Genomic DNA, 21,024 nt, shown 5'->3' with positions numbered 1-21,024 from the left:
GCGCGTATGCAACAGGCAAATCATATTTTGGGCCGATATACCTGTTCGTCGGTCGGAAAGGCGCGGCTGCGCACATCGGCGGCATAGCGTGCGGCGGCGTTGCTGATCGTTTCTGCGATATTGTCGTATCGCTTCACGAAGCGCGGCACCCGTTCGAACATGCCCAGCATGTCTTCCGCCACCAACACTTGTCCATCGCACCGCGCCGAAGCGCCGATGCCAATGACGGGGACGTCAACGCTGGCGGTGATGATGTCTGCCAGTTCCTCCATCACGCCTTCCACCACCATGGAAAAGGCGCCGGCCTTCGCCACCGCGCGCGCATCGCCCAATATCTTGGCATGTTCTTCCTGGCTCTTGCCGCGCGCGCCATAGCCGCCCAGCGCGTTCACCGCCTGCGGGGTCAGGCCGATATGCGCCATCACCGGGATGCCGCGCTGGGTGAGGAAGGCGATGGTGTCCGCCATCGCTTCGCCGCCCTCCAGCTTGACGCCGGCTGCGCCGGTTTCCGCCATGATGCGGCTGGCGCTGGCGAAGGCCTGCTGCGGCGAAGCTTCATAGCTGCCGAACGGCATGTCGATGATGACGACGCTGTGATAGCTGCCCCGCACGACGGCGGCGCCATGGGCGACCATCATGTCCAGCGTGACCGGCAGGGTGGAGGGCAGGCCATAGATGACCTGACCCAGCGAGTCGCCGACCAGCAGCATGTCGCAATGGGGGTCAAGCAACTGCGCCTGTCGCGCGGTATAGGCGGTCAGCATCACCAGCGGCTCCGCCGTCTGCCCTTCGAACTTGCGCCGCTGGATGGCGGGCACGGTCAGGCGCTTCATCGGTGCGGGCGTGGGATTGGCGCGGCTGGTCGCGGTGTCGATCGTGAAGGTCGTGGACATGGCGCGGGTGTCTAGCCCAGCGCGGGGCGCGGCGCAAATGCCGGTGCGGGGAAGGCGGGTTTACGGAGCGAGCAGGCGTCCCTTCAAAAGCGTCTGTACGTCGCGTCGGCCATCTACAATCGCCATGATCGCAACCCTATCCTGAGCAACATGATAGATAAGGCGATAAGGCAAATGAAGAATTTGCCGCACCTCGCGATTGCCGACTTCCGTGGCCTCTGGCACCATGCTGCCGCGCAAGGAAAAATATTCTAGCGTCTCGACCCGCTCATAAAGACTATCGAGAAGTGTGTCGGCGTCATCCAGCGAGCGCTGATCTGCCGTGTAGGCATGAATGGCCTCCAGGTCGTCGGCAGCGCCCTGCGTGATATTAACGAGATAGCGTTTTTCAGCCGTCATTTTTACGGCGCTTCGCCTTGATCTCCTCAAAGACTTCGCGCGCCGGCCTGACACGGCCTGCCCTGATGTCCTCCATCCCCAGCGCTAGTATCTTCAGCATCGCCAGGGTTTCCTGCGTCTTTTCATAAGAGCGGATGTCCTGAACGACCGCCTTCGCCTCGCCATTCTGGGTCAGGATCATCGGTTCGGCGCCGTCGTTCAGGTCGGCCAAGACCTCCGCCGCATTGGCCTTGAAATAGCTGATCGGCTTGATCCGGGTGGAATAGCGCATGGCGAATGGTCCTCGATCAAATATGGACCATATATAGTCCATCGGGCCGATCAACACAAACGGGGCGGCATCGTTGCCGCCCCGTCTTCATGCATTCTTCGAACCGAAATCTCAGAAGGAGAATTTGATCGTGCCGCCCCAGGTCTGCGGATCGCCGACCTGCCCTGCGATCAGGCCGGTATTACCCGGCGCGACTTGCAAGTTTTCGATATAATTGACGTCGAAGGCGTTGCGGACCCAGCCGAACACGTCGAACCCTTCGCCGCGGAAGCCGGCGCGCACATTGGTCAGCGCATAGCCCTTCACCTCGGTATAGATGGACGGCGAGGCATTGCTGTTCCAGTGCGAACGGTAATTGCCGTCGACGCCCAGATAGATTTGCCCTTCCTTCGCCAGCAGCGTGACCGGGATGTTATATTCCGCGCCGTAGGAGAAAGCCCATTTGGACACGCCAGGCAGATCCTGCCCCGAAATATCGCACTGGCGCGGGCTGAGCGCGCCGGGGACGCCAGGTTGGGAATAATCGGGCGTGGCGCTGGCCGCCTGATATGTGCCGCCGGACAGCTCGGGCGGGCACGGGGCGTCGACGAACTTCTTATATTTGGCGTCGGTATAGGCGCCGTTGGCATAGGCGGTGAAGCGATCGCTCGCCACGATCTTGAAGTCGGCCTCGATCCCCTGCGATCGCACCTTGCCAGCATTGGCGAGGTAGCCGCGCACCGTACCGAACTGGCCGCCATTCACCGTCGCTTGGAAATTCTTGATGTCGGTGCGGAAGGCGGTCAGGTTGAAGGTCGCCCGGCGATCCAGAAACTGGGTCTTGAGGCCAATTTCATAGTGGTTGACCGATTCCGGCTTCACCGTGCTGGCGTCATAATTGACGCTGTTGTCGGCGTTGAGCGGCAGGCCGTTCTGGTTGATGCCCAGCGTCTTGAAGCTCTTGGCATAGGTGGCGTAGGCCAGGACGTCGCGCGCCACCTTGTAATTGACGTTGAAGTCATAGGTGAAGTTCCACGCGCTGTCGGACGGCGCGCTGATCTGCGGCTGATAGACGCCGCATTGCTGGGTCGTACCCTTGATCGTGCCGGGTGCCGCGACCGTGGTGCAACTGATCGCCTGACCCTGGGCGTTGGTGACGACACGCTGATAATAGCCCGACTTCTTGTCATAGTTGAGGCGCACGCCCGGCTGGATGGTCAGCGCGTCCGTGACCTTCCAGCTCAGCTGCCCGAACAGGGCGGCGCTGTCTGCCTTGAGATATTGGGTGTTGCTGGCGGTCAGGCCCGCCAGAGTGGCCGGAATATTCGCCGGGTTGGTCGGGTCGGTCGACGGGGCCAGGCTCCACTGGGCCGCATCTTCGCCCTGCTGTTCCGTGCCCTGAGTGTCGATCCGCTGCTTGAAGCCGAACAGGCCGACGACGAAGTCGATGTCCTTGCTTTCATAATTATAGCGGAATTCCTGGCTATACTGATCCTGCTGCGACGGATTTTGCGAACGCGACACGATCGACAAGCCGGTGAAGTCGCGATCATTTTCCGGCTTCCAGTCCCAGAAACGCCATGCTGTGACGGATGTCAGGGTGCCGGGGCCAACATCCCATTTGATCTTCGCCGACACGCCGCCAATCTTGTTGCCGGCATTCAGGTTGCTGTCCAGATCGGTCAGCCGGTCATAGGGATTGCGGCTGGGCACGACATAGCCCTGCGCGGCGGCCAGCGCGTCATATTGGCGGTTGAGCGGGCGCTGGGTCTTGCCCACGCGCACGAAGGTGGTGCCGCAGCATTCGGGATCCTGCTTGCTATAGTCGCCCGACAGGGTGATGCTGAAATCTTCCGTGGGTTTGAACAGCAACTGGCCGCGAATGCCCAGATTATCCTGTTCGTTGATCCAGCGCTGGCTAGTCACATTATAGAGCGTGCCGCGCCGCGTGGTCGCGGCAACCGCGATACGGGCGGCGACGGTTTCGGACAGCGGGCCGGATATGGCGGCCTTGGCCTGCTTGTAGTTGAGATTGCCCACGGTCAGTTCGGCGCGGCCTTCGAAATCGAAGGTCGGCTGGTTGGTCGTGATGTTGATCGCGCCCGCCGTGGTGTTCTTGCCATAGAGCGTGCCCTGCGGGCCGCGCAGCACTTCCACCTGATTAACGTCAAGGAAATCGAAAGTCGCGGCGGCGACGCGGCTGTTATACACGTCGTCGACATAGATGCCGACGCCCTGTTCGAAGCCGTCGCTGGTCAGGCCGAACGGCACGCCAAGGCCGCGGATATTGACCGACGTGTTGCGCGGATTGGTGGTGTAGACCTGCAATGTCGGCGCCAGCTGTTGCAGCTTCACGATGTTGAAGTTGCCGGTCGCCTCGATGCTATCGCCCTTGACCACGGAAATGGCCAACGGCACTTCCTGCGCGGTTTCCTGCCGGCGGCGGGCGGTGACGACGATTACTTCGCCGCGCGGGCTGGTCTGCTCCGCGCCATCCGCATTGGGCTGGGCTGGTTCCTGCGCAAAGGCGCTCGGCGTGATGATGGAGGCGCCCGCGACGCCCGCGAGCAACAGAAAACGCGCAATCATGATATTCCCCTTTTGTCCGGATGTCCGGTGGTGCTGATCGCGGCGTTTCCGGTGGTCCGGTCAAAGCCGATAATTATCGGAGATGCTTGTCGTTGGTTGCGGCTCACCCCCATGCCGCATGGGCCATGCCGGCCCCTATTCGATGTGCCCCGGCTGACGACGTCAGCTGGTCAGGCGCGTCTTTTCCGTCACGTCGATCTGAACCACGCGCGCGTCATGGACGGTCAGCGTGATGGATCCAAAGCGCAGCGCTTCCAGTACGTCGCGCACCTTGTCGATGCTGGCGGCGATGTCGGGGCGCTGGCCTTCCGATCGGTTGTGGCGGATGTCGATTGGTCTGTGTTCGTTCATATAACCCTCTTTCCGCCTAATATCTCAACTTCAAAGATAGACAAAAAAGCAAATATAAGGGGCGCGCAAGTTTGTCTTGTCGCGCCCCTCGGGGGTGAGCCTTTAAATCCGGGCGGCCACGCGGCCGGGCTTGCGCTCCTGCTGCTGGGCCAGCGGGACGGCGGGGCGCATCTGGCGCATGGCGGACGCCTGTTCCTGGGCATTGTCGATCAGCCGGTCGACCAGCGACTGGCCGAACTGCCAGTCGCCCAGGCCGGAATCGGCGTTGATATGCCCGGCATGGCCAGCGTCGATAAACTCGCTGCCCCAATTTTTGCCGATGCTGTGCGCGCGCTCGAAGAAAATATAAGGGTCGTCGCGACTGCCCACCAATATGGAGGGGAAGGGCAGTTGCGCACGCGGCGTAGGGCCAAAGCCGCCGATCGTTTCGGGCGTTTCCATCCGGTCGCAATCGGGCGGCGCCACCAGCAGCGCGCCTGTCACTGGCCAGCCATAAGCCTGGCTTTGCAGCGCCCCCCACCAGGCTACCGCCATACAGCCCAGACTATGCGCCGCCAATATGACCGGCCCGTTCGCCTGCCGGATCGCGGCATCCAGCCGCGTGACCCAGGCGTTGCGATTGGGGCTGGCCCAACTGCCCAGATCGACCCGTTCGCAATCGCCGCGCTTTTCCTCCCACAAAGTCTGCCAATGTCCCGGCCCGCTATTGTTGAGGCCCGGGATGGTCAGAATGACCGGCTGGCGCGTGTCACTCGAAAAACCGAATCGCTCCATGGTCTGATCCTCATCCTTCATGTCGAGCCTTCGACAATAATTCTATTTATCTGGTAGACAATGGGCAAGCGGCGAAATGTGGTGAAATTTGGGCAGTTGGAAAAAGACGTCGGCAGGGTGATGAAAAGGGCCGGGCGAACGGTGTCGCCCGACCCTGTCATGGTGCGGCACTCGCCATTACCAGGGGTAGATCAGGCCATAATATTGGTGGACGTCGCGGCCATAAGCGTCGCTATAGGCCGGGCGCTGGTCTGCGGCGAAGCGCGGGGCATGGTCCAGCAACTGCCGGTCCAGATCGACGACATAGCCGCCTTTGTCCGCATCGAAATGCAGCATCGACCAGGGCAGGGGGAAATGATCGCTGCCGATGCCCAGAAAGCCGCCAAAGGACAATATGGCATAGCGGGCCTGCCCGCTGCGCTTTTCCACCATGAAACTGGCGATCCTGCCCAGATGTTCGCCCTGCCGGTTATAGACTGCTGTGCCTTCAATCTGATCGGACCCGATCAGGTCATGGGGATGGTCGATCGTCAGGTTCGTCATTGTCACTCTCCTGCATACATGTCTCTATAGTCATGCAACCAAGGGGAGCCGCCGGGGTTCCTCCGCTTCACCCTCAAAGGAGCATCAGGCCATGAAGATCAATCGCAGCGGTTCGGCAGTGTGGACAGGGGGCCTCAAGGACGGGAAGGGTGCGATCTCCACCCAGAGCGGCGCGCTGGACGCCTATCCCTACGGCTTTGCAACACGGTTTGAAGGCATGCCGGGCAGCAACCCGGAAGAGCTGATCGCGGCCGCCCATGCCTCCTGCTTCACCATGGCCTTGTCGCTCATTCTGGGCGAGGCAGGGCTGACGGCGGAGAAGATGGAAACGAGCGCGGTCGTCACGCTGGAAAAGCTGGAGGACGGTTTTGCCGTCACCGCCAGCAAGCTGACGCTCAAGGCGACCATCCCCGGCGCGGACGACGCGACCTTTCAGGATCTCGCCGCCAAGGCGAAGGCCAATTGCCCCATTTCCAAACTGTTGAAGGCGGAAATCAGTCTGGAGGCGGAGTTGCTAGGCTAACGATCGGCGGCCTGGCGCGGACATGTTCGCGCCAGGCGATATAGAGGCCGCTCGCGACGATCAGGGTCGCTCCGATCCAGGTCGTCGCCATCGGCCAGCCCTGACCGATCGCCACGCCCAGCAGCGTGGTCCAGATGATCGCGCTATAATCCATCGGCAGCACGACGGACACCGGCCCCCAGCGCAACGCAGCGGTCAGGCAGATCTGCGCCACGCCGCCAACGATGCCGATCGCCAGCAGCCAGCCCCACGTCACCATGTCATGCGCCTGCGCGTAAAAGGGCATGGCGATGCCCAGCGGCACCATCGACAACAGGGTGAACCAGAAGACGACGACGCCCGCGCTTTCCGTTCGCCCCAGTTCGCGCAGCACCAGGCTGACGCTGGCCGTCACCAGCGCGGCGGCGATGGCGACGGCGACGCCCTGAACGGGGAAATGGCCGGCATCGGGCCGCACCATCACCAATACGCCGGCAAAGCCGATCAACACGGCGGTCCAGCGATGGATGCCGGTTGCCTCGCGCAGCACCAGCGCGGACAGGATCGTGCCGAAAATCGGCATGGTGAAGCCGATCGTCGCCGCCTCTGCCGGGGGCAATAATATATAGGACAGGAAATTCAGCATCATGCCGATCAGGCCGATGGCCATGCGGGTGGCATGAACGCCGATGCGCCGGGTCTTGATCGCCGACAGGCCCGTGCTGGACGCGATCCAGGCAAACACCACCGGCAGCGCGATCAACTGACGGTAGAACACGGTTTCGATCAGATTGACGCCGCGCTCACTGGCGATCCGGCCGCTGACGAACATGATCGACAGGCAGATGACCGCGATCAGGCGTAGGCCGATGGCAAACAGCGGCCGGTGTGGGCGATCGGAAGAGGCAGCGGAAGTCACCCCGCCGCTCTAGCCCGGTTGCGCGATGACGCAACCGGGGAAGGCATATTCTCGCCTATTTCGTCGGCTTGCGGAATTTCAGCGTCATCCGGTCGCTTTCGCCGATGGCCAGATATTTGTCCTTGTCGACTTCCTTCTGGCTCAGCGTCGGGGGCAGGGTCCAGACGCCCTTGGGCCAGTCGGCCGTGTCCTTGGGATTGGCGTTCACGTCCGACGCGCCGACATATTCGAAACCGGCGGCCTCCGCGATCCGGCGTATGGTCGACACCTTCAGATAACCGCTGCTCTTTTCCAGTGCGGTGTCACGGTCTTCGGGCAGGCGATGGTCGACCACGCCCAGCGTGCCGCCGGGCTTGAGCATGTCGAAAAACGCCTTGAAGGTCGCGCCTTCGGTTCCGCCCATCACCATATTATGCACATTGCGGAACGTCAGCACCGTGTCGACGCTGCCGGCGGGAATAGCGGCCGTCTCCTCGGGATAGGCGACCAGCTTCACCTTGCCATAGACGTCGGGCTTGGCGGCCAGAAAGCCCTTATAGCCGTCCAGATAACGGCCGGTGGGCTGAAGCGCATAGAATGTGCCCTTATCCTTCAGCAACGGCGCCAGGATCTCGGTATACCAGCCGCCGCTCGGGCTATATTCCACCACGGTCTGGCCGGGCGTTACGCCAAAGAAAGCCAGCGTCTGCGCAGGATGGCGATATTGGTCGCGTACGACATTCTTGTCGGTGCGGCTTGGCGCGGCGACGGCGGCGGCGATCGGGTCTGCGGCCTGATGATGGGCATGCTGGGCAACGGCCGCGCCAATCGGCAGCAGCGCGGCGGCGGCAAGCAGGAGGGGAAGGCGCATCGGGCAATCCTCTTCATTGTGGAACTGCGCGCCGGTGTGCCCGCTCCCCGCCAGCCTGGCAAGCGCTGCTTGGCGGGAAAGGGCGGCGGCCAAAGAGCGATGACGGATTGTTGGCCACTATCCGTCACCCCAGCGAAGGCTGGGGTCGTAGGAGAGGGCGCGCTACACGGCCTGAGATCCCAGCCTTCGCTGGGATGACGGCGAAAACAAGACCGTCCCCTAACCACCCACTACCCTCGCTTCCAATGTTGGATTTTCTCTGATCTATCCTGTGGGGTGGAACAGTCGCTGCCTTTGCCGCCTCCATGCGCATCCTGTCGCGTCCCCGTCGCCAGCATGTCGCGCCGGCGTTGCGCCAGTGTCGCTTGGGTGTCGCGTCCCTGGCGCAAAGCTGTCGCAAAGGCGGAAAAAAGCGTCAGATTCGGCCGACGACACTGTGAACTTCGGCCGCATCGCTACGTCGCGACCCGATCCGCCCTAAAATTCGCGGATCAACCGGATTCCGCCCTTGGGTCGAAACACACCGCCATGCGGTCGTTCCGCACCCAGCCCCGCCTGCACATTGATTTTATGGGCCAGCCGCTGGTGGATTTGCGGCATGGCCAGCACATAGCCGTCCGATCCGCCCCGATAATTGAGTTCCAGCCCCAAAATCTGCCCCTCGGCGCTGTCGTAGAAGAGCGAGTGGTTGACGATGGCTGCATTGCGCCCGCGCCCGCCAGACAGGGACATGTCGCCAAGGCCGGCCATCGACACGCTGCTCCACCGCGAGTTGTAGCGATGGACGAACATGTAAGCGAAGCTACTGCGATAATGGCCGGCATGCCGGTCATAAATGCCCAGATATTGCACGCCATGGGCGCTGCGCCCGCCGTTCAGCGTCCCGAACGCCGCCTGCAACCCCAGCTTCAATTCGGTCAGCCGGCCATCCTCGAACGGCAATTCGCCCTCGATCGCGAAGCCGTCGGCCAGCGCATATTCCACTTCCGGCGCCCACTGGATGGTCCGATCGGGACCGGACAGCGATGTGGTCGCCAGCGTGTTGGCTTCCATCTGGCCGCGCTTGGCGCCCAGCGGCCTCATCATGTCGAACACCATCGGTTCGGGCACGTCGGGATAGCTGGTGGGATAGTCGGTTTCCGCCTCCGCCGACGACCAAAGACCCATCAAAAGAAACGCCACCCCGTGGCTGACGGGATGGCGTATGGTTCGTCGAAACACTCTGATCTCCTTCGATCACATGGCAATCACCATGTCTACGAAGGCGAGCGTCGGTTTATTCCCTTAGAGGCAGGCTTCCAGGAACGGCTGGTCGAATCCGAACATGCGCGCCTTGTCCAGCGTGTAGGGACGCAGGCCCATGGAGCGATAGTCGCCGACGATCTTCCCGCTGTCATCTTCGTCATGATATTCGAACTTGAACAGTTCCTGCGTGACGATGACGTCGCCTTCCATGCCGATGACTTCGGTGATGTTGGTCACGCGGCGCGAACCGTCGCGCAGGCGCTTCACCTGCACGATCAGGTCGACCGAATCGGCGATCTGCTTGGAAATGGCTTCCTTGGGGATCTTGATGTCGCCCATCAGGATCATGTTTTCCATACGGCCCAGACACTCGCGGGGCGAGTTGCTGTGCAGCGTGCACATGGACCCGTCGTGACCCGTGTTCATCGCGGCGAGCAGGTCGAAGCATTCCGCGCCACGAATTTCGCCCAGGATGATTCGGTCCGGGCGCATACGCAGCGCGTTCTTGACCAGATCGCCGATGGTGATCGCGCCTTGCCCTTCCAGATTGGGCGGGCGGGTTTCCAGCGGCAGCCAGTGCGGCTGTTGCAGCCGCAGTTCGGCCGCGTCTTCGATCGTCAGCACGCGTTCGCCCGGGTCGATCATCTTCGACAGGGCGTTGAGCATCGTCGTCTTGCCCGAACCCGTGCCGCCCGAAATCACGATGTTGAACCGGCATGCGCCGGCGATCTTCAGCGCCGTCGCCATCTTGGGGCTCATCGCGCCCCACTGGGCCAGCATGTCGATGGTGATTGGCTTGGCCGAGAATTTACGGATCGAAATGGCCGTGCCCTTCAGGCTCAGCGGCGGCACGATCACGTTGACGCGGGAGCCGTCGGGCAGGCGGGCGTCGGCCAGCGGCGTCGTCTGGTCGACGCGGCGGCCGACCTTGTTCACGATGCGCTGGGCGATCTGGAACAGATGCTCTTCATCGCGGAACTTGATCGGCGCGATCTGGAGCTTGCCCTTCTTTTCAATATAGGTCTGTTCCGGGCCGTTGACCATGATGTCGCTGACGTCCGGGTCGGCCAGCAATTCTTCCAGCGGGCCAAGGCCCAGCAGTTCGTCCACCAGCACCTTTTCCAGCGCGAACTGTTCGCGCCGGTTAAGCGTCAGCTTCAGTTCCGCCAGCACTTCCATGATGATCGGACGAAATTCCTCCGCCAGCTCATCCTTGGTCAGGGTCGCGGCGGCTTCCGGGTCGACGCGCTCCAGCAGGCGCGGCAGCACCTGTTCCTTGATCTTGTGGACGCTCGCTTCAAAGCCCTGCGGCCCCGCGTCGGGCACGTGCTCGGCATTGGCGCGTTCCGACAATCGCGACATGGCGTCGGCATTGCGCTGCATCGCGCTGGTGGGCGCGGCCAGCGGGTCGAACGGCGCTTCGCCGGGCAGAGACGCGATGTCGAGCGGAGGGAACTGGTCGCCGCCACGGGGCAGTTCCTCACGGGGGGCTGCGCCGCCCTGCATCGGGCGGGCCACGCCAAAGCCGGGCTTGATCCCGGCAGGTCCATTCTTCCGTCCAAAGGCGCTCATATATCTCCGCCATTCTGTCATGACCGGCCGGCAACCAACGAAAAGGCCGGATCATTATCTGGGTGATAAAGGTGAATAGGGTGGAAACTTTGATAAATGGCTAATGGCCCGTGGCCGCCGGAGCGGGAGCCGATACAAAGCGTGGATCGGCGCCGAACCAGCCGCCGATCATGCGCCCGCTGCGCAGCAGTTGCTGGCCCTGCGGCGTGATGTGGATGCGCCCCTGTTCGACGCGGATATTGCCGGACAGGCTTTGTTCGGCGATGCGCCGGTCGATCTGGCGCATGTCGCTCAGATATTCGCGCACGAAGACGCGCTCCAGACCCTGCGCATCCAACTGTCCGTCCTGCCGCTCGATCCGGGCGAGCAGGAACATGGTGATGGACCGGTCGAACGTGACGGGAAAGACGATCAGGAAGCTGATGTTGAACGCCAGCGACAGGGCGACGGCGCCGATCCCGGTCGACAGGTCGATCGCGGCCATGCGCCGGGCCGCGAGGATCAGCAGCCCCCCAGCAGCGCCGCACCGATGAAGCCGATCAGCACGCCGCGATAGAAGAGCAGGGGGATCGACGCCAGCAGGGGCGATGCGATCAGCGCCAGATAGAGCAGGAAGCCGCCGGCCAATATGAGGAGATAGAGGAGGGCGAGGACGGCCAGTTGGCGCATCATGGCGGTCATGGCGCAATCTCCTTCACGGTAACGAGGCAGGCCAGTGGTTCGCGCATCGCGCAATGCAGGCCCGGCGGCGGCCCGCCAGCCTTGCGCCAGATCGGGTCCACAGAGGCGAAGAGCAGATGATCGACCCCGGCCGCCCTGGCGCGCCGGCCTATCTCCTGCGGCGACAGCGGCTTCTCGAAGATCGGGCGAAGCAGGGCGATGCGTTGCTGCACCGCCTGCGGCGACGCGCCGAACAGATTGGCTTCGCGGTCGGCCACGCCGGTTCGCTGGACGCCATACAGGCCGAAATTGAAGATGCGCCGATGCAATGCCGGATTATGCTGGATGACATCGCTGGCCGGCAAGGTCCGCGCGGCGCGTTCATAGATGCGCCGCTGATCGTCATCGTCGGCGCGCGGGCTGATCAGTTCGCTGAAGGACGTGCGGAAATAGGGCGGACGAATGAGCCGCAGCCCGACCACGTCCCAGGCGACGGCCAGCATCCCCAGCGCCAGCAGCAGGCGGAAGGTCAGCGGCTGCATCTTCAGGCTGGACGCCGGTCCTTGCAGCCAGGCGGCGGTCCACAGGATTGCGGCAATCTGAGCGAACCAGATCGATCGCCAGGCGAGGTCATTGTTGATGATGGTCGATTTGAGGAAACTCGCCACCAGCAGCGAGATGATGGCGCTCGCCAGCAGCACCCATTGCACAGGTTCGCGCCGGTCGAAGGCGCGGCTGCGCCACCAGCCGATCGTCCCCCACAGGAAGATGCTGAATTCCATGGCATAGTTGAGCGGCAACAACGCCAGATGCAGCCAGGTCCAGTCGCCGCCTTCGGGCAGAAGCACGGTGAAGGGGCGTACCGACAGGGCGATGGGCAGGCCGCTGTCGTCGCGATAGGCCATCAGGTCCGCTATCTGCATCAGTGCCGCCAGCAGGGCGACCGCGCCCGCGACCGGCAACACCGGGTCGCGCCGCCACAGCGCGATGCAGCCCCAGCCGACCAGAAGCGGCGCAGCCGTCAGCATGATCCACACCGATGACCCGAAACAGGTGGCGACGCCCAGGCCCGCCGCGCCCGCCAGAAGCCAGCGCGCCTTGCCGGTCGCCGCCTGCGCGCGGATCAGCAACAGAAATGCGCCCCATGCCGCGATCATGGCGGTCATATGATGCGGCACCCACAAGGTGGAGCGCAGCGCGAAGACGATTTCGGTATTCCACCAGTCGGTCTGCGCTTCGATCTTTCCAGTGGACATCAACCGCACCGCCATCATCAGCAGGTCCGCGCCGGATGTGAAGCAGAAGAGCAGCAGCAGCGCCATGAAGGGGCGGGCGCGGCCGGGGCGGATCAGGCGGGCGTCAACGGCGATGCGCCAGAGCAGGGCGACGAAGGCAAGGCCGGCCCAGAAATCGGCGGCGGCAAAGGCCATGCGGGCGTTGATCGCCTGGCCGCCCGACCAGAGGATCGCTGCGGGCCAGAGATAGAAATAATAATAATAGCCGACAGAACCGGCCCGCGCGAAAAAGGGGTCGGTGAAGGGCAGTCCTTCCCGCGCGATGGCGCCGGTCACGGCCGCATGTTTCACCAGATCAAGGTCGAGCAGCGACTGGTTGAGCATCCCGCCAATGCTGAAATCGACAAAGACGAAGGCGATGATCGCGGCCCACAGCGCCACCAGCGGCCCGGTGATCGACCAGTCGCCGCCGCGCGGAGCGATCAGCAGCCGGAACCGGGGCAGGGCGGAGAGGGCCAGCATGCCATGCAGGCCCGCCATTGCCGCCATCCCACCTGCGCGCACCAGCAATGCGTCTATGGCAGGCAATAATGTGACGGCCAGCAGCAGCGCCCAGCCGATCCGGTCCCAACCGCGGCCGCAATCCATGCCAAGACGTTCGAACAGGCGAAGTATGCCCGCGCCCGGCAACAGCATCCAGCCGATTCCCAGCAATATGCCAAGCAACAGGCCGGCGCCATCCGTCAGCAGCGGTGAAGCCAGCATCTCACCCATGCCAGGCCATGCGCGCTTGTTCCGGGCCGAATCGCATTCTTCCCATGTCACCCTTGTCCAACCACATCGAGGCAAGACCTAGGGTGGGAGGGTAAATGTCTGTTTAACCGTCCCGCCGGGCAGGGATTGGATGATCCGTGGAATCAAGAAGGGGCGGCCTGCCATCGCAAGCCGCCCCTTCTGGAACATGGGATTAGGGTACTGAAGCCTTAGCCGGCCTTTTCGGCCAATACCGTCAGACCCTTTTCATTCACCTCGGCAAAGCCGCCTTGCACCCGGATCACTTCCGGGGCCGCGCCGGCGCTGGCGAAAATCTGGATCGCGCCGTCGCGCACGGTCGACATGAAGGGCGCATGGCCTTCCAGCACGCCGAAGTCGCCGTCGGCGCCGGGGACGACCACCTGATAGACTTCCTCCGAACGGACGAGCTTTTCAGGGGTCACGAGTTCGAAATGCAGTGCCATTTTTTCGATCCTAAGCCCCTCCCTTTCAGGGAGGGGTTGGGGTGGGTGCCATCGCGCGGCGATGGCCTACAACCTCTAAGGACGGAAGCTCGCTATGCTCGCACCCACCCCAACCCCTCCCTTGAAAGGGAGGGGCTATTTTCTGGTTTACGCCGCTTCGGCAGCCAGCTTCTTGGCCTTCTCGACGGCTTCGTCGATGCCGCCGACCATGTAGAAGGCGTTTTCGGGCAGATGGTCATATTCGCCTTCGACCACGGCCTTGAACGACTTCACCGTGTCTTCGATCTGGACGAACTTGCCCGAAATGCCGGTGAAGACTTCGGCGACGTGGAAGGGCTGCGACAGGAACTTCTGGATCTTGCGCGCACGGGCGACGGTCAGCTTATCTTCTTCCGACAGCTCGTCCATGCCCAGGATCGCGATGATGTCCTGAAGCGACTTGTACTTCTGAAGGATCGACTGGACCGCGCGGGCGGTGTCATAATGTTCCTGACCCACGGTGCGCGGCTCCAGAACGCGGCTGGTCGAATCCAGCGGATCGACCGCCGGATAGATGCCCAGTTCCGAAATCGCACGGTTAAGAACCGTGGTGGCGTCAAGGTGCGCGAAGCTGGTGGCCGGCGCGGGGTCGGTAAGATCGTCCGCGGGGACGTACACGGCCTGAACCGAGGTGATCGACCCCTTGTTGGTCGAGGTGATGCGTTCCTGCAGCGCGCCCATGTCGGTCGACAGGGTCGGCTGATAGCCCACGGCCGAAGGAATGCGGCCCAGCAGAGCCGACACTTCTGCGCCCGCCTGGGTGAAGCGGAAGATGTTGTCGACGAAGAACAGAACGTCCTGATTTTCGACGTCGCGGAAATATTCGGCGATGGTCAGACCCGACAGGGCGACGCGCGCGCGGGCGCCCGGGGGTTCGTTCATCTGGCCATAAACCAGCGCAACCTTGGAGCCTTCGCTGATCGCGTTGCCGTCGGCGTCCTTGGCGATAACGCCGGCGTCGAGGAATTCGTGATACAGATCGTTGCCTTCACGGGTGCGTTCACCCACGCCCGCGAAGACCGAGGTGCCGCCATGGCCCTTGGCGATGTTGTTGATCAGTTCCTGAATGAGAACCGTCTTGCCGACGCCGGCGCCGCCGAACAGGCCGATCTTGCCGCCCTTGGCATAGGGGGCCAGAAGATCGATGACCTTGATGCCGGTGACCAGGATCGAGCTTTCGGTCGACTGGTCGACGAACTCGGGGGCCTTGGCGTGGATCGGCGAGGTCAGCGTGGTGGCGACCGGGCCGCGCTCGTCGATCGGCTCGCCAACGACGTTCAGGATGCGGCCGAGCGTGGCCGGGCCGACGGGAACGCTGATCTGCGCGCCGGTGTCGGTGACTTCCTGACCGCGGGTCAGGCCGTCGGTCGAGTCCATCGCGATGGTGCGAACGGTGTTTTCACCCAGATGCTGGGCGACTTCCAGCACCAGGCGCTGGCCGTTGTTGCTGGTTTCCAGCGCCGAAAGAATGGCGGGAAGTGCATCCGGGAAGGTCACGTCGACGACGGCGCCGATGACCTGCGAAATGCGGCCTACATTGTTGGTGGTTGCCATGACTTATGTCCTTGCCTGCACTTAGAGGGCTTCGGCGCCCGAGATGATTTCGACGAGTTCGGTGGTGATCGCGGCCTGACGGCTGCGGTTATACTGGATGGTCAGCTTGTTGATCAGGTCGCCGGCGTTGCGGGTCGCATTGTCCATCGCGGTCATCGACGCGCCCTGTTCGGATGCGTTGTTTTCCAGCAGCGCCTTGAACAGCTGGATCGAAATGTTGCGCGGCAACAGGTCGTCCAGGATCGCTTCCTCGCTCGGTTCATATTCGACCGTGGCGGGGATGGCGTTGCGGTCGGCATCGGCCGGGATCTTGACCGGGATGATTTGCTGTTCGGTCGGGATCTGGGCCAGAGCCGACTTGAAGCGCGAATAGAAGAGGTGCGCCACGTCGAACTTGCCGTCGAGGAACATGGCGCTCAGCTCCTGCGCAACGGCCTGCGCCTGGGCAAAGCCTGGTTCTTTCGCGCCGGTGGTGTCGAACTGGGCGACGATCTTGCCGGGATAGGCGCGATTGATGACCGGACGACCCTTGCGGCCGATCAGGTAGAACTGAACCTTCTTGCCGTCCAGCTCCAGCTCGCGCGCCTTGGCGAGGGCCGCCTTGACGATGTTGGCGTTGAACGCGCCGGCCAGACCACGGTCGCTATTGGCAACGACCAGCAGATGCACATCATCCTTGCCGGTGCCGGCCAGCAGCGGCGAAGCGCCTTCGCCCGACCCGCCGGCGATCTTCGACGCGAGGCTCGCGACGACCGCTTCCAGACGGCTGCTATAGGGGCGGGCGGCTTCTGCAGCGGCCTGCGCCTTGCGCAGCTTGGCGGCGGCGACCATCTGCTTGGCCTTGGTGATCTTCTGGGTCGATTTGACCGACCCGATGCGGAGCTTCAGTTCCTTGAGGCTAGGCATAGTTTATACGTTCCGAGCAAGGGCCAGACGACCCGCGAGACCAAAGAAACCGACGCCCATGGCGCCTTCGAACCAGCGCATTGCGCGGCTTTGACCGACCGACCGACCCGCCTTGGTGGCGAGCGCCGCGAGCAGCGCGCACCAGACGAAGCCGAGCGCATAGACGATCGCGATCAGCAACATGCCCTGCCATGGCGCATCCGGGCCAGTGCCCACAAACTGGGGCAGCGCGGCCAGAAAGAAGATCGCAACCTTCGGGTTCAGCACGGTGCTGATGAACCCCTGCATGAAGGGCGATCCGCCGATGCGGACCTTTGGCGCGTCCGAAGCCGGTGTCGGCTTGATCGCGCCGCGCAGCAGGCCAAGGCCCATCCACGCCAGATACAGCGCGCCGGCGATCTTTACCGCCATGAACAGCCCCGGCACCGCGTTCAGCACGCTGAGGAAGCCGAAGCCGCACAGCAGCATGTAGAACAGGCCGCCCAACTGGATGCCGCCGATCGCCGCCATTCCCGCCTTCAGCCCGCGGCGCGCTGCGTGACCGGCCACCAACATGGTGTCCGGTCCCGGCAGCAGCACCAGACCGATCGACATGATGGTCCAGGCAAGGAGGGAATGGGCGGTCAGCACGGGCTTACGCGAAGGTCTTGCCGAACGAGTCGAGCGCAGCCTTCAGCTTGCCCTTGGCGTCGTCGCCCAGATCCTTGCTGTCGCGGATCGCGGTCAGCACTTCGGGGTGATCGTGACGCAGATAGGCCAGCATCAGTTCTTCGTAACGGGTCACGTCCTTGACCGGGATCGCGTCCAGATAGCCGTTGGTGCCGGCGAAGATCGAGGCGGTCTGCTCTTCGAACGGCAGCGGCGAGAACTGACCCTGCTTCAGCAGTTCGGTCAGGCGCGCGCCACGGTTCAGCAGCTTCTGGGTCGAAGCGTCGAGGTCCGAACCGAACTGGGCGAAGGCCGCCATTTCGCGATACTGAGCCAGCTCCAGCTTGATCGAGCCGGACACCTTCTTCATCGCCTTGGTCTGCGCGGCGGAACCGACGCGCGACACCGACAGGCCGACGTTGATGGCCGGACGGATGCCCTGATAGAAGAGGTTGGTTTCCAGGAAGATCTGGCCGTCGGTGATCGAGATCACGTTGGTCGGGATGTAGGCCGAAACGTCGCCCGCCTGCGTTTCGATGATCGGCAGCGCGGTCAGCGAACCATTGCCATTGGCGTCGTTCATCTTGGCCGCACGTTCCAGCAGGCGGCTGTGCAGATAGAAAACGTCGCCCGGATAGGCTTCGCGGCCCGGAGGACGACGCAGCAGCAGCGACATCTGGCGATAGGCGACGGCCTGCTTGGACAGATCGTCATACACGATCACGGCATGCATGCCGTTGTCGCGGAAGAATTCGCCCATGGTGACGCCGGTATAGGGCGCCAGATACTGGAGCGGAGCGGGTTCCGAAGCGGTCGCGGCGACGACGATCGAATATTCCATCGCGCCATTTTCTTCGAGCTGCTTGACGATCTGGGCGACGGTCGAGCGCTTCTGGCCGACGGCGACATAGATGCAATACAGCTTCTTGCCTTCGTCGTCGCCTGCGTTGACGCCCTTCTGGTTGATGAAGGTGTCGATCGCGACGGCGGTCTTGCCAGTCTGACGGTCGCCGATGATCAGCTCGCGCTGGCCACGGCCGACGGGGACCAGGGCGTCGATCGCCTTCAGGCCGGTCTGCACGGGTTCGTGCACCGACTTGCGGGGGATGATGCCCGGCGCCTTGACTTCAACGCGCTTGCGCTCGGTATACTGGATCGGGCTCTTGCCGTCGATCGGGTTGCCAAGGCCATCGACCACGCGGCCCAGCAGGCCCTTGCCGACGGGGACGTCGACGATGGTGCCGGTGCGCTTGACGGTGTCGCCTTCCTTGATCTCGCTGTCGGACCCGAAGATCACGACGCCGACATTGTCGGCTTCCAGGTTCAGCGCCATGCCCTGAACGCCATTGGCGAACTCGACCATTTCGCCCGCCTGGACGTTGTCGAGGCCATGGACGCGGGCGATGCCGTCACCCACGGTCAGCACGGAACCGACTTCGCTCACCTGTGCTTCGGTGCCGAAATTGGCGATCTGGTCCTTGATGACCTTCGAAATTTCTGCGGCGTTGATGTCCATGTCTTAGCCTTTCATCGCCATGGCGAGCGTGTTCAATCGGGTGCGGATAGAGCTGTCGATCATCTGGCTGCCGATCTTGACGACCAGCCCGCCCAGGATTGCGGGGTCGACCTTCGCCTCGACCGCGACTTCGCGGCCGACGCGCGCCTTCAGGCTCTTGGCCAGGGCGGTGATCTGGGTTTTGGTAAGGGGGTGCGCGCTCGTCACTTCGGCGCGGGCCTCGCCCTTGTGATTCGACAACAAGGTTTCATAGGCGCGGATGACGGCGGGCAATTGCCCCAGGCGACGGTTCTGGGCGAGCACGCCCAGGAATTTCGTCGTCAGCGCGTCGATCCCCATGGAGGATGCGACGGCGGCGATCGTCTTACCCGCTGCATCGCGGCTCAGCACGGGGCTGGTGATCAGGCCCTTGAAATCAGGCGATTCGGCCACAGCGGCCTTCAGCGCGCTCAGGCTTTCCGCCACCGTATCGAGCGCATTTGCGTCGCGCGCCAGATCGAACAGCGCCACCGCATAACGGCCGCTGAGGCTGGCTTGAATACCGCCGCTAGTCTCCACGCGCTTACCGTCCTCCGTTTGACGTTCCGGCTGCTGATCAGCCGGTCATGCAAAAAGGGGGCGCGGTCTGATGCCGTCCCGTGCCCCTGTTGTCGGGCCGGTTAGCAGCGGGTTTATGACTATGCAAGTCATGTGACGCGATTCCATCGATAGTGTGAAAGCGCAGCTATTTGCCTGAGTTTTTATGCGGGACGAATCGGTTATTCGGCAGGATCGGCCGGTGCAAGCCGTCCCTTCTGGCAATGATAGACAATTCGTTCATTGGACTGGGCCGGAAGCAGCGTTGTCATATTGCTCTGGAGCGAGGCGATCCGAGTCAGCATCGCGGAGTCGTTGCCGCATCCTTTGATCGGTCCGGCCCCGGCCCCGTCCTTCAATAGCGCGCGCGCCTTGTCCATCGTGTCGAGGTCGGGCAGCCAGCGCTGAACGCGCAGCGTGCCGCTGGCCGGATCAAACTGGCTGGACGTCACATAGTTGGAGTCGTCGGGGACGATCGTACGCTGCCACTGCGTGCCCGATGCGACATATTGGGTGTCGCCATTGACGCAGCCGCCCTCGGCCCAGTTGAAACCGATGTCATTGGGCTGAGATACGGTCAGTCGGCTGCGGTTGAGGTCGATCCGGCAGATATTGTCGCCGGCCCAGGCAAAGGCGCCGTTGCTGGTCACGCCCTTGTCCTGCGGCAACTTCACCCGTTCATCGATGCTGGCGAAGCTGGGCTTGAGGAAGAAGAGGCCGAGCGCCGCAAGCAACAATACGCCGCCGCCCGCCAGGAACCAGGTCGCCTGCTTTTCCTTGCCCTGATTGTAGAACAGGCCGCCCGCGGCAAGGCCCAGCACGGCGAGCGCCAGCAGCACGGCCGCGCCCGCCATCGCATTTTCGCGCGCGGTGATGACGTCGCGTTCGGCGTCGTCGCGCGCCTTGGTCAGCGCCTGTTCGCGCGCATCCGCGCTGGCGCGGTCCTTCTGTTCGGTCGCCTGCGCCTCGCGCTGGGTGATGGAGGCTTCGGCCGCGTCCGCTTCGGCCATGGACCGGCATCCGACAACGGTGTGCAGGGAGGAGACGCCGGCCTGCCGCAGGAAGGAGGCGACCTCGCGCCAGGACACGGCAAAGCCGAACTCCGCATCATTGCCGTCCGACACCGATCCGAAGCTGTTGACGCCCAGCACCCGGCCGCAATCGTCGACCAGCGGCCCGCCGCTGTTGCCGGCCGCCAGCGGGGCGGTGTGCAGCAATGTGTCGAAGCTCTGGCTGGCCCGGCCGGAAGAGAGGGTGCCGCTGGTTTTCACCGTGGCGAGCGGTTGCACCAGTTGCTTGAGGCCCAGCCCCTGCGCCCGATCGACTGTGCCGGGATAGCCGATGGCGGTGACATGCTGCCCGTCGCTCACGGCCCCGGCATAGAAGGTGCTGACCGGCAGCCGCCCTTCCTCCAGCTGAATGAGGGCCAGGTCATTGCCCGGCGAATAGGCGATGATTCGCCCGCCATAGGTCTTGGTCCCCTCGGACGGGATGACGCCGATGACCAGATTCTTCTCTTCGCGGGCCAGTTCCACGACATGGGCGTTGGTCAGCACCTTGTCGGGCGCGACGGCAAAGCCGCTGCCATGGCCGACGAAATAGGCATCCGACCCGTCGGTCGCGACCAGCGCGACCCGCACCACGCCACGCGCGGCGGCGGCAATGTCCTGCTGTTCCGCATGCAGCGAAGCCGGCGCCATCAGCGCCAGCGTGAAGCCAAGGATCGGGGTGAAGCGGCGAAGAAAGGCGACCATCGTGGCGCATA

General features: G+C 63.2%; 22 protein-coding genes. 1 reads left to right on the top strand and 21 read right to left on the bottom strand.

Annotated elements, in window-relative coordinates; genetic code table 11:
- Positions 1 to 20: 20 nt before the first annotated feature.
- The 7 genes from panB to ACFOKF_RS14780 form a co-directional block, all read right to left on the bottom strand.
- Complete coding sequence (gene panB, locus ACFOKF_RS14810; protein WP_380796570.1) at positions 21 to 893, bottom strand: 3-methyl-2-oxobutanoate hydroxymethyltransferase; 873 nt, start codon at positions 891 to 893, stop codon at positions 21 to 23.
- A gap of 60 nt (positions 894 to 953) precedes the next feature.
- Positions 954 to 1,292 (bottom strand): type II toxin-antitoxin system RelE/ParE family toxin, encoded by a 339-nt coding sequence (locus tag ACFOKF_RS14805; protein WP_380796568.1) that lies wholly within the window; start codon positions 1,290 to 1,292, stop codon positions 954 to 956.
- Complete coding sequence (locus ACFOKF_RS14800) at positions 1,282 to 1,563, bottom strand: type II toxin-antitoxin system Phd/YefM family antitoxin (RefSeq protein WP_380796567.1); 282 nt, start codon at positions 1,561 to 1,563, stop codon at positions 1,282 to 1,284. The genes ACFOKF_RS14805 and ACFOKF_RS14800 overlap by 11 nt, the downstream gene beginning before the upstream one ends.
- A 111-nt stretch (positions 1,564 to 1,674) precedes the next feature.
- Complete coding sequence (locus ACFOKF_RS14795) at positions 1,675 to 4,131, bottom strand: TonB-dependent receptor (protein WP_380796566.1); 2,457 nt, start codon at positions 4,129 to 4,131, stop codon at positions 1,675 to 1,677.
- Positions 4,132 to 4,293: 162 nt separating this feature from the next.
- Positions 4,294 to 4,482 carry a YezD family protein gene (locus ACFOKF_RS14790; RefSeq protein WP_380796564.1) on the bottom strand — a complete coding sequence of 63 codons (189 nt, stop codon included), beginning with the start codon at positions 4,480 to 4,482 and terminating at the stop codon, positions 4,294 to 4,296.
- A 102-nt stretch (positions 4,483 to 4,584) separates the two neighbouring features.
- Positions 4,585 to 5,256: an RBBP9/YdeN family alpha/beta hydrolase gene (locus tag ACFOKF_RS14785; RefSeq protein WP_380797821.1), complete on the bottom strand. Its 672-nt coding sequence runs from the start codon at positions 5,254 to 5,256 to the stop codon at positions 4,585 to 4,587.
- Between the two features lie 177 nt (positions 5,257 to 5,433).
- Positions 5,434 to 5,799 (bottom strand): PRC-barrel domain-containing protein, encoded by a 366-nt coding sequence (locus ACFOKF_RS14780; RefSeq protein WP_380796563.1) that lies wholly within the window; start codon positions 5,797 to 5,799, stop codon positions 5,434 to 5,436.
- Positions 5,800 to 5,890: 91 nt separating this feature from the next.
- Between ACFOKF_RS14780 and ACFOKF_RS14775 the strand changes: the two genes are divergently transcribed.
- Entirely contained in the window at positions 5,891 to 6,322 is a 432-nt protein-coding gene (locus ACFOKF_RS14775) for an OsmC family protein (protein WP_380796561.1), read from the top strand.
- Here ACFOKF_RS14775 and ACFOKF_RS14770 read toward each other — a convergent pair.
- The 14 genes from ACFOKF_RS14770 to ACFOKF_RS14705 all read right to left on the bottom strand — a co-directional run bounded on the left by ACFOKF_RS14770 (position 6,294) and on the right by ACFOKF_RS14705 (position 21,013).
- Positions 6,294 to 7,220, bottom strand: coding sequence for a DMT family transporter (locus tag ACFOKF_RS14770; protein ID WP_380796560.1), 927 nt, complete (start codon positions 7,218 to 7,220; stop codon positions 6,294 to 6,296). The two genes, ACFOKF_RS14775 and ACFOKF_RS14770, sit on opposite strands and share 29 nt — an antisense overlap.
- A 55-nt stretch (positions 7,221 to 7,275) precedes the next feature.
- Positions 7,276 to 8,070: a class I SAM-dependent methyltransferase gene (locus ACFOKF_RS14765; protein ID WP_380796559.1), complete on the bottom strand. Its 795-nt coding sequence runs from the start codon at positions 8,068 to 8,070 to the stop codon at positions 7,276 to 7,278.
- A gap of 477 nt (positions 8,071 to 8,547) precedes the next feature.
- The gene (locus ACFOKF_RS14760; RefSeq protein ID WP_380796557.1) at positions 8,548 to 9,237 is read right to left on the bottom strand and encodes a hypothetical protein; all 690 of its coding nucleotides are present in this window, start codon (positions 9,235 to 9,237) and stop codon (positions 8,548 to 8,550) included.
- A 117-nt stretch (positions 9,238 to 9,354) separates the two neighbouring features.
- Positions 9,355 to 10,887: a CpaF family protein gene (locus ACFOKF_RS14755; protein WP_380796556.1), complete on the bottom strand. Its 1,533-nt coding sequence runs from the start codon at positions 10,885 to 10,887 to the stop codon at positions 9,355 to 9,357.
- A 100-nt stretch (positions 10,888 to 10,987) separates the two neighbouring features.
- Complete coding sequence (locus tag ACFOKF_RS14750; protein WP_380796554.1) at positions 10,988 to 11,371, bottom strand: hypothetical protein; 384 nt, start codon at positions 11,369 to 11,371, stop codon at positions 10,988 to 10,990.
- A 17-nt stretch (positions 11,372 to 11,388) separates the two neighbouring features.
- Positions 11,389 to 11,568 carry a hypothetical protein gene (locus ACFOKF_RS14745; protein WP_380796552.1) on the bottom strand — a complete coding sequence of 60 codons (180 nt, stop codon included), beginning with the start codon at positions 11,566 to 11,568 and terminating at the stop codon, positions 11,389 to 11,391.
- A complete protein-coding gene (locus ACFOKF_RS14740) occupies positions 11,565 to 13,556 on the bottom strand; it encodes a hypothetical protein (RefSeq protein ID WP_380796550.1) in 1,992 nt (663 codons plus the stop codon). The genes ACFOKF_RS14745 and ACFOKF_RS14740 overlap by 4 nt, the downstream gene beginning before the upstream one ends.
- A gap of 209 nt (positions 13,557 to 13,765) precedes the next feature.
- Positions 13,766 to 14,020, bottom strand: coding sequence for an ATP synthase F1 subunit epsilon (locus ACFOKF_RS14735; RefSeq protein WP_380796549.1), 255 nt, complete (start codon positions 14,018 to 14,020; stop codon positions 13,766 to 13,768).
- 147 nt (positions 14,021 to 14,167) lie between these two features.
- Positions 14,168 to 15,613, bottom strand: coding sequence for a F0F1 ATP synthase subunit beta (gene atpD / locus ACFOKF_RS14730; protein ID WP_155181116.1), 1,446 nt, complete (start codon positions 15,611 to 15,613; stop codon positions 14,168 to 14,170).
- Between the two features lie 21 nt (positions 15,614 to 15,634).
- Positions 15,635 to 16,519, bottom strand: coding sequence for a F0F1 ATP synthase subunit gamma (locus ACFOKF_RS14725; protein ID WP_298395323.1), 885 nt, complete (start codon positions 16,517 to 16,519; stop codon positions 15,635 to 15,637).
- A 3-nt stretch (positions 16,520 to 16,522) separates the two neighbouring features.
- Positions 16,523 to 17,113 (bottom strand): LysE family translocator, encoded by a 591-nt coding sequence (locus ACFOKF_RS14720; protein WP_380796547.1) that lies wholly within the window; start codon positions 17,111 to 17,113, stop codon positions 16,523 to 16,525.
- 40 nt (positions 17,114 to 17,153) lie between these two features.
- Positions 17,154 to 18,683 (bottom strand): F0F1 ATP synthase subunit alpha, encoded by a 1,530-nt coding sequence (atpA, locus tag ACFOKF_RS14715; protein ID WP_380796545.1) that lies wholly within the window; start codon positions 18,681 to 18,683, stop codon positions 17,154 to 17,156.
- Between the two features lie 3 nt (positions 18,684 to 18,686).
- A complete protein-coding gene (locus ACFOKF_RS14710) occupies positions 18,687 to 19,241 on the bottom strand; it encodes a F0F1 ATP synthase subunit delta (protein WP_380796544.1) in 555 nt (184 codons plus the stop codon).
- A 200-nt stretch (positions 19,242 to 19,441) separates the two neighbouring features.
- Positions 19,442 to 21,013 (bottom strand): S1C family serine protease, encoded by a 1,572-nt coding sequence (locus ACFOKF_RS14705; RefSeq protein WP_380796543.1) that lies wholly within the window; start codon positions 21,011 to 21,013, stop codon positions 19,442 to 19,444.
- Between the last annotated feature and the right edge of the window lie 11 nt (positions 21,014 to 21,024).

This window comes from Sphingobium rhizovicinum (assembly GCF_042647625.1).
In the GTDB taxonomy this organism is placed as follows: Bacteria; Pseudomonadota; Alphaproteobacteria; order Sphingomonadales; family Sphingomonadaceae; genus Sphingobium; species Sphingobium rhizovicinum.
The sequence above is the reverse complement of the archived record's forward strand: the minus strand, read 5'-3'. Positions and strand labels throughout refer to the sequence as shown.

Coding starts and splice junctions, on each gene's coding strand:
- panB (WP_380796570.1), bottom strand. CDS start 893: ATGTCCACGACCTTCACGATCGACACCGCGACCAGCCGCGCCAATCCC.
- ACFOKF_RS14805 (WP_380796568.1), bottom strand. CDS start 1,292: ATGACGGCTGAAAAACGCTATCTCGTTAATATCACGCAGGGCGCTGCC.
- ACFOKF_RS14800 (WP_380796567.1), bottom strand. CDS start 1,563: ATGCGCTATTCCACCCGGATCAAGCCGATCAGCTATTTCAAGGCCAAT.
- ACFOKF_RS14795 (WP_380796566.1), bottom strand. CDS start 4,131: ATGATTGCGCGTTTTCTGTTGCTCGCGGGCGTCGCGGGCGCCTCCATC.
- ACFOKF_RS14790 (WP_380796564.1), bottom strand. CDS start 4,482: ATGAACGAACACAGACCAATCGACATCCGCCACAACCGATCGGAAGGC.
- ACFOKF_RS14785 (WP_380797821.1), bottom strand. CDS start 5,256: ATGGAGCGATTCGGTTTTTCGAGTGACACGCGCCAGCCGGTCATTCTG.
- ACFOKF_RS14780 (WP_380796563.1), bottom strand. CDS start 5,799: ATGACGAACCTGACGATCGACCATCCCCATGACCTGATCGGGTCCGAT.
- ACFOKF_RS14775 (WP_380796561.1), top strand. CDS start 5,891: ATGAAGATCAATCGCAGCGGTTCGGCAGTGTGGACAGGGGGCCTCAAG.
- ACFOKF_RS14765 (WP_380796559.1), bottom strand. CDS start 8,070: ATGCGCCTTCCCCTCCTGCTTGCCGCCGCCGCGCTGCTGCCGATTGGC.
- ACFOKF_RS14760 (WP_380796557.1), bottom strand. CDS start 9,237: ATGGGTCTTTGGTCGTCGGCGGAGGCGGAAACCGACTATCCCACCAGC.
- ACFOKF_RS14755 (WP_380796556.1), bottom strand. CDS start 10,887: ATGAGCGCCTTTGGACGGAAGAATGGACCTGCCGGGATCAAGCCCGGC.
- ACFOKF_RS14750 (WP_380796554.1), bottom strand. CDS start 11,371: ATGGCCGCGATCGACCTGTCGACCGGGATCGGCGCCGTCGCCCTGTCG.
- ACFOKF_RS14745 (WP_380796552.1), bottom strand. CDS start 11,568: ATGACCGCCATGATGCGCCAACTGGCCGTCCTCGCCCTCCTCTATCTC.
- ACFOKF_RS14740 (WP_380796550.1), bottom strand. CDS start 13,556: ATGGGTGAGATGCTGGCTTCACCGCTGCTGACGGATGGCGCCGGCCTG.
- ACFOKF_RS14735 (WP_380796549.1), bottom strand. CDS start 14,020: ATGGCACTGCATTTCGAACTCGTGACCCCTGAAAAGCTCGTCCGTTCG.
- atpD (WP_155181116.1), bottom strand. CDS start 15,613: ATGGCAACCACCAACAATGTAGGCCGCATTTCGCAGGTCATCGGCGCC.
- ACFOKF_RS14725 (WP_298395323.1), bottom strand. CDS start 16,519: ATGCCTAGCCTCAAGGAACTGAAGCTCCGCATCGGGTCGGTCAAATCG.
- ACFOKF_RS14720 (WP_380796547.1), bottom strand. CDS start 17,113: ATGTCGATCGGTCTGGTGCTGCTGCCGGGACCGGACACCATGTTGGTG.
- atpA (WP_380796545.1), bottom strand. CDS start 18,683: ATGGACATCAACGCCGCAGAAATTTCGAAGGTCATCAAGGACCAGATC.
- ACFOKF_RS14705 (WP_380796543.1), bottom strand. CDS start 21,013: ATGGTCGCCTTTCTTCGCCGCTTCACCCCGATCCTTGGCTTCACGCTG.